The organism is uncultured Anaerobiospirillum sp. (assembly GCF_902485895.1).
Taxonomy (GTDB): Bacteria; Pseudomonadota; Gammaproteobacteria; order Enterobacterales; family Succinivibrionaceae; genus Anaerobiospirillum; species Anaerobiospirillum succiniciproducens.
In genome coordinates this window covers 49,730-66,058 of the sequence record NZ_CABTML010000012.1, presented here as the reverse complement: position 1 = coordinate 66,058, position 16,329 = coordinate 49,730, and the positions used below count along the sequence as shown (strand labels likewise).

Sequence of the window (16,329 nt, the reverse complement as noted above, 5' to 3'; positions counted from 1 at the left end):
TTCGTGATCACGAACTGCGGCCTTTTGCTTTACCAGTTCCGCAGCAGATGAATAAAGGCCTATTTAAAGGCATTTGATTTAATATGCAAAGATTAGTTAACTAGTGTCAGAGTCGGTTTGGGATATGGGATTTAGTAAGCTAAGTATTGCTAGCTGTCAATAATTGATCAAAAAGGCCGCAGTTCGTGATCACGAACTGCGGCCTTTTGCTTAACCTATTCCTCAACAGTTTCGAGAGGAAGTTTATACATTGTTCCTCAATCAACTGTAGTGAAAAAAGAGGTATAAATTATTAAAGTTAAAAAACTGGCAGTCAATCAACGGCATATTTAAAGGCCGATGATTTAATATGCAAAGATTAGTTGACTAGTTTAATTCCGCTAGATAGACGCTGATATGTGGTCGTCAGAGAGTTCTGGACGTTGCCTAAGTAGCGTTGGCCTTGAAGAGCGCTGTAATTTGTATTCACATAAACAGCCATTGAAGCGTACCCCTCATATTAACCTAACAGACTTAGACCAAGCTGTGGACGAGTATTAGCCTGCATCAGCATCGATGCGGCAGCCTGCTGAATGATTGATTGCTGTGATAAGTTGGCTGATTCTTCAGCAAAGTCAGCATCGCGAATACGGCTGCGAGCGTCGGCCTCATTAGCAGCAACATTAGACTGATTACGGATAGATGACTCAAGTCTGTTCTGGATCGCGCCAAGATCGGCACGTTGAGCATCGACTCTTGCAATTAATGTATCCATGGCCTCGATCATGGCCTGTGCTGTTGATACAGCAGAGAACTTTACAGCCTGATCATCACCCTTAATACTAGCAAATGCTTTAGTATTAGCTTTTGCACCTTTAACTAAGTGAGAGAAAATGAATGATGCAACATCAAATGAAATCGTATCGCCCTTATTAGACCCAACTTGCAAGGTCATTTTGCCGCCATTTGATGCCTTCAAGTTAGCGCCGGCTGCAGCTACTGTATTGTAGATCGCACCTTTGGTAGTTCCGCGAAGAACAGAAGCACCACCATATGTGGTCTGCTTGGCAATACGGCTTATCTCATTTACTAATGCAGTTGCCTCTTTTGCTAATGAAGTACGATCTTCAGCGGTGTTTGTGCCATTGGAGGCTTGAACGGCTAATGTACGGATCTTCTGGAGCATGCCCGAGATCTCATCAATGCCTGACTCGATAGTTTGAGCTAGGGCGATACCGTCAGATGCGTTACGATTTCCCTGATTTAATCCATTGATTTGGGATGTTAAACGATCGGCGATCTGAAGGCCAGCAGCGTCGTCTTTGGCGCTATTGATCCTCATACCGCTAGATAGCCTTTGATAGGTAGTCGTTAAGGAATTCTGGACGTTGCCTAAGTAGCGTTGGCCTTGAAGGGCGCTGTAATTTGTATTCACATAAACTGCCATGGGAATTACTCCTTACTATTAGCCTAAAAGACTCAGGCCGAGCTGAGGACGAGTGTTAGCCTGCATAAGCATAGAAGCGGCAGCCTGCTGGATGATTGACTGTTGAGATAAGTTGGCGGATTCTTCAGCAAAATCAGCATCGCGAATACGGCTGCGAGCGTCAGCTTCATTAGCAGCAACATTTGACTGATTGCGGATAGATGACTCAAGTCTGTTCTGGGTCGCGCCTAAATTGGCACGTTGTGCATCAACATCTGCAATCATTTGATCCATCATAACGATAGTGTATGCAGCAACACTTGCGGCAGAAAATTTGAAAGTAACAGCATTACCTTGAACTTGAACGCCCTTATCTTTCATCTTGTTGTCAAAGTCACCATATGCTCTCTTACTTATGACAGAGAACACCATGTTATTGACTGAAAATGAGATAGTGTCGCCTTTGTTTGATCCAACTTGTAAAGTGATGGAACCACCTTTTGACTTGTTATTACCACCTTCGCCGTAGATGGAGGTTTTGTATGCACCGTCAAGCAGAGTCTTTCCTGCAAATGTTGTCTGTCTTGCAATGCGGCTAATTTCAGTTGCTAAAGCAGAGGCTTCTTTTGAGAGAGAGGCTTTATCTTCGGCTGTATTAGTTCCGTTATTAGCTTGAACTGCTAAAGTACGGATCTTTTGGAGCATTCCTGAGATCTCGTCCATGCCTGATTCTACGGTCTGAGCAAGGGCGATACCGTCAGATGCGTTACGATTTCCCTGATTTAATCCATTGATTTGGGAGGTTAAACGGTCGGCGATCTGGAGACCAGCAGCGTCGTCTTTGGCGCTATTGATCCTCATACCGCTAGATAGCCTTTGATAGGTAGTCGTTAAGGAATTCTGGACGTTGCTTAAGTAGCGTTGGCCTTGGAGAGCGCTGTAATTTGTGTTCACATAAACTGCCATAGTGCAATCCTATTATTTGATGCTTCAAAATCTATTGATGAGTGAAGTAGTATCCGGATAGCAGCACCATGAGGTTGGTGGCTTAGCGTTTCTGGCCAAATGTAATCTTGATAGTTGCCTGAAAAGTGAGCATTCAAAACAACTAGGTAGCTGATCACATTAGATGTGGTCTAATGTGAGTAATGATTTTGCAAAAGGCTGTATTGCTTTGGCTAAATTCATAAAACAGATCCGGTACATATACCTAATCGTATTTTACACAAAACAATAAGCATAAATGTGTAAGACCAGTAAGGTTTTGTTTAATAGACTTTTCTGTTTAACGGATGCTGTAGTCTTTCAAAAGCGTATTTAATGCGGATTGTTGAGTATTAAGTGAAAATGGGTGTAAATCATAATGAAACTCGTTATTAGCACTTATTAGACAAGGTGTTGCTATAACGAATTAGCTTTAAGTTGGGTAGAGGCCGGCTTAAATATAGGAATGGTCGTTTTAGTTGCTAAAACAAAGCAGTGCTGTGGCTTTATGTAACCTAGATACATTAGTTATATCTATTGTCATGCAAATGCACTAAATCTATACGCTTGCGGAAAATTGCTTTGAGAAACTAATTGGTTTGGCAGGTTTGAAACTTTATTTTGCCATCAGATGTCAACAGCGATCTTTTTGTTAGTTTATTTGTAAAAGCTTGCTGTATTTTTGCTGGTGCCAAGTTTGGAGTGATCTTTAGATACGCGTTACAAGCAACATGTTGTTTGTTGAGAGCTTTCTCTGAGATGCTTCTAAATCCCGATTGTATATGGTTTTAGCTAGCAGTTAATGAGCTATTTGCTTGTATATCCGTTGGTTGTATCAAGCACGCACTTTGTGCACTGAAAAGCTGGTTGTTTTAAGTTGTTGGAAATAGTGGTAACTTTACTCAATGTTGCATACGCAACTTAATATAGCAAACCTTTATTTCTATTGGGATTTAGTCTTAGTGTGTGCTTATCTTAAGTGATGCTTATGGACAATATTCGTTGTGATCTGAGGCGATATGTGAACACATGGGACTTTTGTCTTAAGTAAGAGATCATGGCCTTGTTGCTGTTAGTCTCGTTTGTAAATTTGCTAGCGGTACTTAGACATGTGTCTTTTGTTTGAGATTTATTAGCGTTCGCATGCACTAACGTATAGCAGATGCTGATCTCTTCGTTTTGTCTAAAATATGAGTTAAGCAGATGCTGTGCTAAAGATATGGATATGCTTTGATTAACTCCCAATAGTTTGAAACCCTCACCTGCCTACAAGATCTTGTAGCGCGTCATTCGTTATCTTATCTTCTGTGTTCTCTAGTTCTCATGCAGGCTAGTGAAACGCTAATCTGAGCTCTTTAAGAGCCGTGATCTCTGAGTATTCTTGGTAAATAACACCTGCTTGGCCATTAGCGCTATCACCTGCTTATCAGTGCAAGATGCAAATCTAGACTCTTAATGTTTTTATTCTTTTAGTCAGCAAAGTCATGAGCTTTATCAATGGTTCGTTATTATTCAAATGTCAGTAAATATAGGCTCTACAAAGTAAAGTTCGAAGGCGCTTGATTGTTTGCTGCTGGTATTGCACATAGGCCTGACTGATTGGCGTGGTTGAGATTGTGGCTAAGAAGGTGGGTATAGAGAGTCCAGCGGTTATTTATGTATTGCGGGAGTAATTTGAGGTGGGTAGATAGCAGAAAAGCAGCCGAAGCTGCTTTTCTACATGGCCAATTGCTTGGCCATAACACGATACACTTATTTCAGAGGTGCGCTCTGGTGGTCTCTCAATTAGTGAGAGGCTACTACGTTGGCAGGATTTGATTGCTCAACCTGCTCATTGGTCTTATTGTTGGAGCTTACATTAGCTGCAACTGCAGTGGTCTTAGCAGTGTATGGAGCAGCGATTGAAGAAGATAAGCTCATAAGGATGCTGTACATAATGTTAGTCATAATATTACCTGTTTAAATCTTTTGTTAGTTAGTTTCTTAAGCACAACCATCTGCGCCGTTTGAGTCCCATAGGCGTCTATTCTTTTAATGGTGTGACTATGTGCTTAAGCTAAATTCTGTCAAAGGCTAGGTTAGTGCAGTGATAGCACTATATGCTCGAGTCTCTTGTGAGACTTAGTTGATAGCAAGATTGATTGCTATGGAGCTTACGAACCTAAAGAAGCAACTATCTGAAAACTAATTGAATCATCAGTACTAGGTAGTCTTAATTTATGTGAACTATATCACAAATTTTATGTGATGTGGATCAAATTTTATGCTTCAAATTTTCAGTTACAACTGTTTGCGATGAATAAGCCGTTCTTGGATGGGTTTTGCCTTAGTTTTACTGCCTCATAATAATGCGAACGCTTATGAGTGAGGGCCTTTGTTAATCACAATTTGCTGTGTAGATGCTTCTGATCCTTGAGGCTCTAATTTTTTAGTCTGGTGGCGCTTTTGTATATTTTGCACGGACTGTGTGGCTGATACGAAGGGCATATATAGCCAGTTTGATAACTTTGTTCCCAATTTTTGCTGATTGCTATTGCTTAGTCAGTACAATATGCGACTGGGCAACAATCAAGACCGCAATACCGGCTCATGGTCTAAGTAGATGAGGATAGGCACGTGCAATTAAGAGAATTATTAAAAGAAGCGATCCAGTCTTTTGAGGCACAAGGTATCGAGTCAGCCAAGCTTGATGCCAAACTGTTAATGATGCATGTGACAGGTCTGTCCTTTACCATGCTTACTGTCTACGATGATAAAGAGCTAACTGATGAGCAAGTTGCGGCCTTTAAGGACTTAGTAGCTAAGCGTGAGGTAGGACATCCCATTGCCCATCTGATTGGAGAGCGCGATTTTTGGTCGCTTACTTTAAAAGTTACTAAAGATACGCTGATCCCAAGACCAGATACCGAGGTGGTAGTAGAAAAGGCCTTGTCTTTAATTGATGAGCATCAGTTAAAGAGCGTAATCGATTTAGGCACAGGTACTGGAGCAATCATTTTGTCTTTAAAGAAAGAGCGTCCACTACTTGATGCATATGCAGTTGACTTTAGTGCCGCTGCTCTTGAGGTAGCAAAGGAAAATGCCAGACTTAATGATCTTAGCGTTACCTTCATGCTTGGATCGTGGTTTGAGGCTTTAAAGTCTGACAAAGTTGCCTCTGAGGATACTAACTTTGCTCTATGCCATTCCTTTGATTTGATTGTATCGAACCCGCCATATATTGAAGAAAATGATCCGCATTTAAGTGCGGGCGATGTTCGCTTTGAGCCGTTGAGTGCTTTGGTATCAGGCAAAGATGGATTAGTTGATATTAGGCTGATTGCAAGTGAAGCTCGCGAGCATTTAAATAAAGGCGGTTTCTTGATCTTTGAGCATGGCTACAATCAAGCTGCAGCCGTACAAAAGATCATGACAGATCTTGGCTATATCGAAGTAGTATCAGCAAAAGACTACGGCGGTAATGACCGTATCACCTTTGGTAAATGGGCCTCATAAGATTAATTACTGATAACTGCAGTATCTTAGGCGGTAGTTGGCCTAATTGGTCTGTATGTATATGGCCATGTGACTGATAATTTGCGCATTTATTTTGGAGCTCGTTGCGTGTATTTAGGCTGAGGCGAACTCAATAGGCAAAAGATCAAGAAAATGGTATGAGTTTAGGTTAAAATAGCTGTTTTAGCTTTTAGCATAGATACTGAAAGCTAGTTAATACGCCTCTGTGGCAGTGGCTAAAAATTCTTAGCCTGCGCTTGAGTGCCTTTTGCTATTTATGAGCTTGAGGCTAGAGTCATGCGTAAGATTGAGCAATTTGGTGGTTTGATATGACACTTGAGAAGATTAAGGTTGGTTCTTTTGAGATCGGTAATGAGCTTCCATTGACTATCATTGGCGGTCTTAATGTACTTGAGGACTACGACTTAGCAGCTCGTACTTGCGAAAAGTTCATGCAAGTGTGTGAAAAGTACGGTCTCAACTATGTCTTCAAGGCAAGCTTTGATAAGGCCAATCGTTCTTCTAACCACTCTTACCGTGGTCCTGGTCTTGATGCGGGTATGTTGATCTTCAAGCGCTTAAAGCAGGAATTTAATGTCCCAATCATTACCGATGTTCACGAGCCATATCAGTGTAAAGAGGTTGCTCCTTACGTTGATATTTTGCAGCTTCCAGCTTTCTTAGCTCGTCAAACTGACTTAGTTAACGCCATGGCACTAACAGGCAAGCCAATTAATGTAAAGAAGCCACAATTTATGGCTCCAGCACAAGTTGCCAATGTTATTGAAAAGTTTGAAGAGGCCAATAACAATCAAATCATGATCTGTGAGCGTGGTAGCCAGTTTGGTTATGACAATCTCGTAGTTGATATGCTCGGTTTTGGCGTGATGAAGAAGGTCAGCAACAACGCTCCTTTAGTGTTTGATGTTACCCACTCACTGCAGTGCCGTGCAGCTGATGCTAAAGCCTCTGGCGGTCGTCGTTCTCAGTCTTTAGAGCTTGCCAAGTCTGGTGTTGCTCTTAAGATTGCAGCTTTATTCTTAGAGGCTCATCCAGATCCAGCTCAGGCTAAGTGCGATGGCCCAAGCGCTCTGCCATTAGATTTACTTGAGCCATTCATTGCTCAAATTGCTGAGCTCGATAAGCTCATTAAGTCTCAAGCTAATTTAGTAATTGAATAACTAAGCAAGCTCTTTAGCTTAGGCCGCAATAGCTTAAGAGCGCAGGTGCTCTCAACTTAAGGATATATCCTAATTTTTCACTATCTAAGTTTTGATAGTATGAGCACCTGCCAAAAGGCATCGTTCACACTAATCATGCCTGCTCACACTAATAATGCCTGTTCACTTGGGCAAGGACATGCTTTGCACCTTGTGGCAGTAGTGTCCTTGGTTATTGAGCTGATCATTGTGGATCATGTTTAGTTACTAAGTGCATAGCATACAAAATGTAGCTATAATGCACACTCTACAATTTTAGGTGCCCATAAAATTGCCATATGCTTGAGAGTTTTTAGCTCACAGATACAGGCATTGCACCTTACTTAAGTAACCAATTTTTTTGCTATAGCTAAATCGCAAGTTCATCTAACAGACCTTGCTATACGTTGCCATGTGCCAACTTATGAAGTTACCAAAGCACTGAGCATAACGCTATAAGTCGTAATTTATAAGCTTTAACCATGTGTGTGGTGTCAAAGCTACAATACAATATCGAACAATCGGAGCATCAATATGCTTACTAACTACAGTCCTTTTAGCAAAACAGCACTCTTCTCAGCATTGTGCGCTACTTTAATGTTAACCGCCTGCAATGATTCCAACGCATCAAGTGCAGCCGCTGTAACTGCTGTTGAGACTCAGGATTCTACTAAGTTAGTAACTACTGCCTCCGATATCAAAGAGCGTAACCACGTTTGCTTCACCATGGACGTTAACAATGTAAAGTGCGTGCTTGGTGATACTGTTGCTTATGTGCCACAGCCAATCTTAGATGAGGCTCCACAGAACAAAGGCAAAGATAATAAAAAGACTTCTGCTAAGGAAAAAGAGGCTCAGGCTCAGTTACTGGCTAACCAGAATGCCTTAAACGAAGCCCGTTCTTTAGTCTTTGTTGCTAAGTACTGCGACATGGAGCGTCCTGTTGTTTACTCTAAGGAAGGTGTTGCTTGTACCTTTAAGCCACACGCTTTATACGACGCCGGTGCTGTTGCTGAGGCTACTCAGTATCAAATGAACTTAATTGACTCTGAGGAGTTCTTTAAGGAAGTTGCTGCAGTTGAAGGTGTGGAGAAGTTTACTGATCCAGCTTTCGGTACTCACGGCGGCTATCGTATTTTCTTAGAGCACGGTGCTAAGAAGGACGGTATGAAGATTGGTGATAACACCTCTGCTCGTATCCTGACTAAGCGCATTGACCGTGATGGTAATGTTTTAGGCTTCTACCACGAGGAGCTGAACTTCGAGAACTTAAATCCTCAGATGAAGATCTTAACTGCAGGCCTCGTTGAGGGCGATCACGTTAAGCTCGTATTTGATACCAACTTACAAGATGAGCAGCCATTATGGCGTACTTCTTCTTTAGAGTTTGGTCAGCCATACATCTGGGAAGTTTCAGTACGCTCTGTAGGCCCAGCCATTGTTGAGCAGCCTCAGAACACTGAAGCAGCCACTGAGTCTAAGGCTAAGAAATAGCATTTGACGAAGGCATAGCAAATTTTAAAGCAGCGCCTCAAGGGTCTAACTCTTGGGGCGTTGTTCATTTTGGCAGGAACAAAAATCACTTGCACGAGCGCTTGCTAGTGGTATTGCTTAAAACGTGATTGGATAGAGCCCCCAAGCGCTTTTTGATTGTAAACAAGTGTGTTAGCAAGGCTCAGATTGTTAATAACGATAGCATTTGAGTAGATAATTTGAGTCCAGCACTCATGTACAATAGGCCGCATTAGTCTTTCACATGGACTAGCTAAGTAGTTTCTGCACGGCTTTGGTCTATGCTTGTTGCCTTGTTTAGTAATGGAGAGGCGCTATGGTCATCAAAGGCTTAATTGCTTTGTCTTTCGGCACTTTAGGTTTAGGTATTGCCGAATACGTAGCTATGGGATTGCTACCGTATTGGGCTAAAGACTTTGATGTCTCAATTGCGCAAAGTGGTCATGCTATATCTGCCTATGCTGTGGGCGTGGCGGTGGGTGCTTTTGTCACTATTGTGATGCGCAAGATGAAGCTTAAGAGCATCTTAATTTCTCTTATCTTGGTGCATATCTTAGGCAATGTGCTAACGGCCTTTGCTCCAACCTTTGAGACTATGCTCGGCGCTCGTTTTATTGCTGGCCTGCCTCATGGTGCATATTTTGGAGTGGGCTCGATCATTGCGCAGCGCCTTGCTGCTAAGGGTAAAGGAACCTCAGCAGTAGCCATCATGGTGGCAGGCATGACGGTGGCCAATATCTTTGGTGTGCCATTAGGAACAGCCTTAGCTCATTCCATGTCTTGGCGCAGCATCTTCTACATCGTGACTGTATGGGGGCTGCTCGTATTACTCTCAGCCATACTGTGGATTAGAGATGTTGGTAAGGTAAAAGATACTGGACTAAAAGGACAGTTTTTGTTCTTAAGACATCCTGCTCCGTGGTTAGTGCTGGTTGCAACCATGTTTGGTAATGCCGGTATCTTCTGTATGCACTCATACATCAGCCCAATCTTAACTGACTATGCTATGCTGCCACTACAAAGCGTGTCTGTGATTATGGCGGCTATGGGGGGATCCATGGTGATTGCTAACTTAGTCTCTGGTCGTCTGTGCGATCGCTATACTCCAGGCAAGGTAGCTTTTGTCTGCCAGTTTATGACCATTTTCATTTTGCTTGCTATCAGCGCCTTTGGTTCCAATCCTGTGGCCTGTATTATCTTGGTGTGCTTAGCTGCAGGTATGCTCTTTGCGATTTCATCACCAGAGCAGGTATCGATCTTACGCTGTGCGCCTGGCGGTCTCCTCTTAGGAGCTTCTATGGTTCAGGCAGCCTTTAATCTTGGCAATGCCATGGGCGCTTATGTCGGTGGTGTGCCTTTTGATTACGATATGAGTATTGCTTATGTCACCATTTTCGGTGCTGTATTAGCTGCCATTGGTGCTTATGCTCTGTTCTTATATTACACAAAGCACGAGAGCTACTTTGCTGACCTCAAAGAGGTAGAAGAAAACGAGAACAATCAAGACGGTATCTCCATGGCTCCATCAACTGCTGCACCTTCTCATGATTTTGGAATGTCCAATCAGGCGCTCAGTGAGTACCATGCAGCACGTGCTGCTGAATATGCCGAACTAGCCGAGCAAGAAAAGCTCAGTAAGCAAGACAAAAGTTAGTTTGAGACACTTACTTGCTCAAATAAGCAGACAATCTCGCTCTCTTCAAGAGCGTGGCAGTTTGGACACAGTTTGTCTTAATGCCACGCTCTTTTGCATTATGCTGTTGCTCATTGCTCTAGAACACCCCATGCATTGCTATGACAGCCAGATCTTTTGCATACCTTTCAATGCTGTGCCTTATCATGCCTTGCCATAGCATGCCTTGCCATGCCATGCCATGCCTTGCATGCTATGCCATAGCATGGCATGGGCTAGCGCAGGGTGTAGAGGTACATTTTGCTCGAGTCAAAGGCAAAGTTGTCAGGAAGCAGCGTGGCAGGCAAGTGCTTAAAAGATAGCGATGCGTAGAGACTGATAGCAGGGGCAAAAGTACGGATGGTATCGAGGAAGAGCAGTGTTTTTGCTTGCCTAGGATTTGGTGATTCTATTGAGTTTTGCTGTGCACAATAGTCGCCAGCGGCATGGATGAGCTCGGTTGCAATACCTTGGCGGCGGCATACGGGGCGCACGTAGACCTTAGATATATAGCAATAGCTGTTGATATGAGGAGAGCTGCAATCAAAATCACTACCACTTTGTTCTAAGAGCAATGCAGGGTTTTTGCTGTAATTGCCTGTCTCATAGTGCAGTAGACCAACTACTGAGCTTGATAAATGCTCGGCGGTGCCGTTTGTAGACTTTGCTAAAGGACTTACAGTGGCCAGAAGACAATGGCCAGCAGTGAGTAAATGGATGATGTGAGCAAGGATTTCGCACAGCAGCTTGCGAGGGATGCGCTTATCACTGCTCTCTTGACAATAGAGTGGCTTAAGCTCGGCATCAATGAGCGCATTAAGCTTGGCGTTGTCTAAAAACTCAGATGCTACTTGCATTGCCGTACAACGTTTAACCAAGCGCTCGCAGATTTCTTTAGACTGTTTGATGACTAAGTAAGCTTTCTCAGAGACAAAGCACTGCTCACACAATTGCAGACACGTGCTAGTTTGCTCAAGAGGAGCATCACAGTTGCTGCAGCTTAAGCCGCTTTGTTGCCTGTATGAGCTATTAGTTTGCAGCCGTGAGCTGTTAGCTTGCACTAAGGTGCTGTTAGGTTGCTTACAGGAACTTGCGCCATTGTAGTAGAGGCTTGAGGAGCTGTAGATGCGAAAAGATGAGAGGTATTCACAAGCTAAACAGAACACCTTGTCAAAATGACGTGAGTGATCATAGTGCTCGATGGATACTAGAAACTTATCTAGATCTAGCTCAGACATGTGATACCTAACTGTGTGAAATCTTAATTAACAGCTCATAAATTCTAAGTTACTGTGAGTAATTTTCTACCTTGTACATAGCTATTAGCAATGCATGTACATTTTCAGTGCAAAAGAGCTTTCTGCCCTAGATACATGGGCCTTTGGCGGCACTGCTTGTTGTGACCTAGTATACAGTTTTGCCACAGATGTAAGTTAGCTCAATACAAATCTGTGATGAGAGCCAAGGACATAAAGCGCCTATAGACCTAACCTGATGCCATTACTTAGGCAAAAGCAGGTAGCTAAAGAGCAAATTAATATTGCAAGGCGATACTGCAAAAGCACTTAACGATCTTCTTTGTGTAGTCCATTTGCCTAAAGGTGGTTATAGCTAAGCTAAAGCGACATGGGTGTTGCTTTGTCGAGCTAAAAAGACTTCAAGGTTGTGTGGTATGAAACTTAGCAAGCTTTCAAAACTTTTAGTATCAACATTCGTGGCGGCATCATTGTGCTCTGTTAGTGCTTTTGCTCAGGATATTGGTGATAGCCAGGCGGCAGCTCCTGTAATTGCATCAGCCAAGATGGGTATTACCGATAAGGTCTACACCTCGAAAAAGCCAAGTATTCGTGTGGCTACATACAATATTGGCGCAGCTATGCTCTCTTCAGTTGAGGATGTAGTTAAGGCCGTTAAGTCCTTAAAGGCAGATGTGATATGCCTTAATGAAGTGGATAGAAACACAGTACGCTCTGGCAATTTAGATCAGGCTGCATTTATCGCCAAAGAATTAAATATGGAATATGCCTTTGCCAAGACCATGGATTTTGATGGTGGCGAGTATGGAATGGCTATTCTATCTAAGCACCCGATTAAGAATTTTGAGGTAGTTAATCTACCTAACGGCCAAGAGGGGGTAGATGAGCCACGTATTGTGCTGATTTGTGAAATTGACCATCCACGTTTTGATAGCCCTGTAGTGATGATGAATACTCATCTTGACTACAAGGAAGATCACGTACTGCAGCGTCGCCAAATCACCAGACTTAATGACTTAGCTGTTGCAAATATCACTTTAAAGAATATCGAAAGCTTCACTACCAAAGTTAAGATTTTAGCTGGCGACTTCAACGATACTTACAACTCAGAAAACATCGCTGAACTGCAGCGTTACTGGGATCCGGTGGTGGATAAAGAGGCCTACAAGATGCGCACTTGGCCAGCCTTAAATCCAATGGCTGATCTTGACCATATTTTCACCTCGCGCGGTCAAAGATGGCATATTCGCACTGTACACGTGCCTACCTCAAAAGAAAACAAGATTAACTGGGCCTCCATCTCTGACCATCGCCCTGTAGTTGCCGATTTACAGCTCATCGAGCGGTAATACTTCACAGGCACATAAGCACAAGGGACTTATGTGCCTCACCCTTAATATCTTTTCCCTTAGACGATTTAAGGCAGCTTCGGCTGCCTTCTTACTTCATACTCCCACAAAAATAACAAACAAATAAACGCTCCCCTCGCCCATGAGCGTGCTCTAAACTTGAAGATCATCCATCATCAGCCCTGGCATCATGACGTGCTCGCATTTATGCTGCAGCATTGGCGACAATCAGGGCTCTTGCATCTAATAGCACATCTAGCGCTGAATCACTTACCCTCATCAAGCTCATTAATACTAATCGAGCTTTCACTAGATGCGTCATCGATACTAATCGTGCTCTCACTAGATGCTACTAATCGAGCGCACACTCGAAGCATCATCGATGATGATTTCGTATTCGGTATTCTCTAAAAGGTCTCTATCTTAGTTCTTGATACCTTCTGATTCTTCTACAAGATTGCCCTGTTGGTCATAGAGTTTAAATCTGCCTGTTGGTCGACCATCTTTCATCTCAACTTCGCCCATGAGTCTGCCATCAGGACTGTAGTTTTTTTGATATCCATCAGGCTTGCCATTGACGTAGTTTTGCACGACCTTAGCGCCGTCAGGGCGGTACCTAATCATCTGTCCGTCTAAGTTACCAAGCTTAAAGTTTGCTTCCATAGCAACCTTGTCTGAGTCAGGGAAGTATGTCTTATAGTGGCCATGACGCTTGCCATCTTGAATGGAGCCTTCTTCAAGTGGCTTGCCACTTTCAGAGAAAGTTTGGTACGGGCCGTTTTGCACTCCAAGCTCAAAGTTAACCTTACTTTTGAGCACTCCGTTTTCGTAATAATCAAGAGCGGTGCCGTGCAGCTGATTGTCGACAAAGTTGTGCTTAAACTGCAATTTGCCAGATGGATAGTATTGCTCTACCATGCCATTTAGTTTGCCAGCCTTGTACTGAGCTTTGACTCTTAGATTGCCACTATCAGGATAGTACTGCACGGTTTGGCCATCACGCTCACCATCTTTGAAGGTGCCGTGGTCAATGAGGATGCCTTCTTGATTCCATGATTCAAACAGGCCATTTTGCTTACCATCCACCCAATGGCCAATTTCACGGAGTTTACCCTCGCTAAACACGACATTGAGGCCATCTAAATCGCCATCCTTGTAGCTGTAGATGCTATAGCCTGTGTCAGTAGAGTCCTTAACACGGCCAGTGAACAACTTGCCATTTTTATCGTAGATGAGCCCATCAGTATTAGTAAGCTCACTTTCATCAGTTGATGGTAATAAGTCGTACAGATGATAGCGATAGTTATAGGCTACAGTTGAGCTAATACCAATGACAAAGAGTGCTGCAGCGCCTGCTAAATAGAGTTTTTGCATAGTCTCAACCTTACAAAAATGAGTTGTTACTGACACAGCCACATAAGAGCTTTGCCTAAACTTGTAAAAAATGGATGATAATTACACTTAGTTTGTCACAATCACAGCGCAACATTGAGTGATATATGTTTAATTTGTGCGCTAGATGCCATCTTGCCTGTTCTTGGTTGAAATGCCTTGTCAAAATGGCTTGTTTATCGGCTTTTGTCGTGCATGTTGCACAATAGGTGCGCTTTTGCTCGGTTTTGTATATAATCAGTGTTTGCAATTTGTTAGGTGCTAGTGCCTAAATTAGGTAAGTCCTGATGTAAATCAGAAGATAGAGCACCTTAAAGACGGTATTTATGTGGCTGTCTTAAAGTATTCTGTTACCACAGTACGTCGGTAACTCAATTAACCTTGCAAACTATTTGCTGTCTAAAAGACACAGTTAAGCACAAGTAGAAGCTTAATTAAGTGTCTCAATTACTTTTAGACTATCTAGGTTGCATGTAGACCAGATCTTAGGTCAGAAAAGAGGGTAGCTTTTTATGGGCTGGATGGATGAAATTGCCAAAGGTGCCAAGGGGTTATTTAACAGCAATAGCAAGCACGAGATCCCTGAAGGAGTTTGGACTAAGTGTGACTCCTGTGAACAAGTGCTGTATCGCTCAGAGCTGGAGCGTAATCTCAATGTGTGCCCAAAGTGCGGTCATCACATGCGCTTTAAGGCTCGTGCTCGCATTAATGCATTCCTGGACGATGGTAATCGTGAAGAGATCGGCGCAAACTTTGAGCCGCATGACGTTTTACACTTCAAGGATTTAAAGCGTTACAAGGAGCGTTATACCTCAGCTCAGAAAGCCACTGGCGAGAAGGATGCTATTGTTGTTGAGAAAGGCACTTTAAAGGGTATCCCTGTTATTGTGTGTGCCTTTGAGTTCAACTTCATGGCAGGCTCCATGGGCTCAGTTGTTGGTGCACGTTTTTGCCAAGCAGCTCATGAGTGTATTAATGAGAACCGTGCTCTTATCTGCTTCTCCACCTCCGGTGGTGCTCGTATGCAGGAGTCCTTACTCTCCTTAATGCAAATGGCAAAGACCTCTGCTGTTATCGCTAAGATGAATGATGCACATCTGCCATTCATCTCTGTAATGTCTGACCCAACCATGGGTGGTGTATCAGCTTCCTTAGCTATGTTAGGCGACGTAAATATCGCTGAGCCTAATGCTCTTATCGGCTTTGCTGGTCCTCGAGTAATTGAGCAGACCGTACGTGAGAAGTTACCAGAGGGCTTCCAACGCGCTGAGTTCTTACTTGAAAAGGGTGCTATCGATATGATTGTTGCCCGTAAGGACATGCGTGATCAAATCTCTGATCTCATCGCTAAGATGATGGGCTACACCTTAAATGGCTCTAATTTTGTTAAGGCCGACTCTCAGATTACTGAAGCTCCTGCAGCTTTAAGTGTTGAGGCTAAGAAGAGCGACAAGAAGAGCGCCGCTGTTGCTAAGGCTGATGCAGACGATGCACAAAAGTCTGATGACAAGCCAAGCAAGTCACGTCGTCGTGAAAGCAAGAAAGACTAAGATAATTTGTTCTTAAACTAATTATCATTAGACTGCGACAGTGCAGTCACTAAGGAGCTGCAGATTATGCGGCTCTTTTTGTTTTAGCCTACAAAATTTAACAAAGTCACGGCACAATAGAGCCATGGCTATAGTTAAGTTCTAAAGGTTTAAATAGTGTTATCCTCAATGAGTTAACACTGCTTTTTTTAGGCTAAATTCCCACAACGCGCAGATAGCAGCGCTAATGCACAGAGAACAGCACGCCATGCGTTATCACAGCTGATAACGCGCAGCGCATAACGCGTATTGCTAAGGACGCCATGCATTAGCATGCCTGACCACTCGCAGCGCACAATGCGTTATGACTGCTGACGCGTAATGTAGCATGTTTGCATAGTCCAAATGCTTAGTCTATAACGCACTAGGACTAGGTGTTAGCTGTTTAATTGGCGGGGTATGCTCAGCCTACAAGTTTAGGTTTAGGTACGTGCTTGATGGCTACCAACATTGGGCACATGGTGTTTATATTTGCT

At 43.2% G+C, this 16,329-nt stretch carries 11 protein-coding genes; 6 read left to right on the top strand and 5 right to left on the bottom strand.

Annotation, left to right across the window (positions count from 1 at the left end; translation table 11 throughout):
• Window positions 1-499 precede the first annotated feature (499 nt).
• The 3 genes from RDO37_RS01425 to RDO37_RS01415 form a co-directional block, all read right to left on the bottom strand.
• On the bottom strand, window positions 500-1,426 hold the full coding sequence (locus tag RDO37_RS01425; protein ID WP_308497864.1) for a flagellin: 927 nt from the start codon (window positions 1,424-1,426) through the stop codon (window positions 500-502).
• Window positions 1,427-1,444: 18 nt separating this feature from the next.
• Complete coding sequence (locus tag RDO37_RS01420) at window positions 1,445-2,371, bottom strand: flagellin (protein ID WP_308497863.1); 927 nt, start codon at window positions 2,369-2,371, stop codon at window positions 1,445-1,447.
• Between the two features lie 1,803 nt (window positions 2,372-4,174).
• Entirely contained in the window at window positions 4,175-4,336 is a 162-nt protein-coding gene (locus RDO37_RS01415) for a hypothetical protein (protein ID WP_156907489.1), read from the bottom strand.
• A 669-nt stretch (window positions 4,337-5,005) separates the two neighbouring features.
• On the opposite strand from RDO37_RS01415, the gene prmC reads away from it, so the two are divergent.
• The 4 genes from prmC (at window position 5,006) to RDO37_RS01395 (ending at window position 10,249) form a co-directional block, all read left to right on the top strand.
• A complete protein-coding gene (prmC, locus tag RDO37_RS01410; RefSeq protein ID WP_308497862.1) occupies window positions 5,006-5,884 on the top strand; it encodes a peptide chain release factor N(5)-glutamine methyltransferase in 879 nt (292 codons plus the stop codon).
• Window positions 5,885-6,213: 329 nt separating this feature from the next.
• Window positions 6,214-7,065, top strand: a complete 852-nt coding sequence (gene kdsA / locus RDO37_RS01405) for a 3-deoxy-8-phosphooctulonate synthase (protein ID WP_308497861.1) — start codon at window positions 6,214-6,216, stop codon at window positions 7,063-7,065.
• Window positions 7,066-7,617: 552 nt separating this feature from the next.
• Window positions 7,618-8,577 (top strand): hypothetical protein, encoded by a 960-nt coding sequence (locus RDO37_RS01400; RefSeq protein WP_308497860.1) that lies wholly within the window; start codon window positions 7,618-7,620, stop codon window positions 8,575-8,577.
• 334 nt (window positions 8,578-8,911) lie between these two features.
• Window positions 8,912-10,249: an MFS transporter gene (locus RDO37_RS01395; protein ID WP_308497859.1), complete on the top strand. Its 1,338-nt coding sequence runs from the start codon at window positions 8,912-8,914 to the stop codon at window positions 10,247-10,249.
• Window positions 10,250-10,503: 254 nt separating this feature from the next.
• Here RDO37_RS01395 and RDO37_RS01390 read toward each other — a convergent pair whose 3' ends face one another.
• The gene (locus tag RDO37_RS01390; RefSeq protein ID WP_308497858.1) at window positions 10,504-11,505 is read right to left on the bottom strand and encodes a GNAT family N-acetyltransferase; all 1,002 of its coding nucleotides are present in this window, start codon (window positions 11,503-11,505) and stop codon (window positions 10,504-10,506) included.
• Between the two features lie 434 nt (window positions 11,506-11,939).
• On the opposite strand from RDO37_RS01390, the gene RDO37_RS01385 reads away from it, so the two are divergent.
• Window positions 11,940-12,872: an endonuclease/exonuclease/phosphatase family protein gene (locus RDO37_RS01385; protein ID WP_308497857.1), complete on the top strand. Its 933-nt coding sequence runs from the start codon at window positions 11,940-11,942 to the stop codon at window positions 12,870-12,872.
• A gap of 423 nt (window positions 12,873-13,295) precedes the next feature.
• Here RDO37_RS01385 and RDO37_RS01380 read toward each other — a convergent pair whose 3' ends face one another.
• Window positions 13,296-14,246 carry a toxin-antitoxin system YwqK family antitoxin gene (locus RDO37_RS01380; protein WP_308497856.1) on the bottom strand — a complete coding sequence of 317 codons (951 nt, stop codon included), beginning with the start codon at window positions 14,244-14,246 and terminating at the stop codon, window positions 13,296-13,298.
• 530 nt (window positions 14,247-14,776) lie between these two features.
• Here RDO37_RS01380 and accD point away from each other — a divergent pair.
• The gene (gene accD / locus RDO37_RS01375) at window positions 14,777-15,814 is read left to right on the top strand and encodes an acetyl-CoA carboxylase, carboxyltransferase subunit beta (protein WP_308497855.1); all 1,038 of its coding nucleotides are present in this window, start codon (window positions 14,777-14,779) and stop codon (window positions 15,812-15,814) included.
• Window positions 15,815-16,329: the final 515 nt, after the last annotated feature.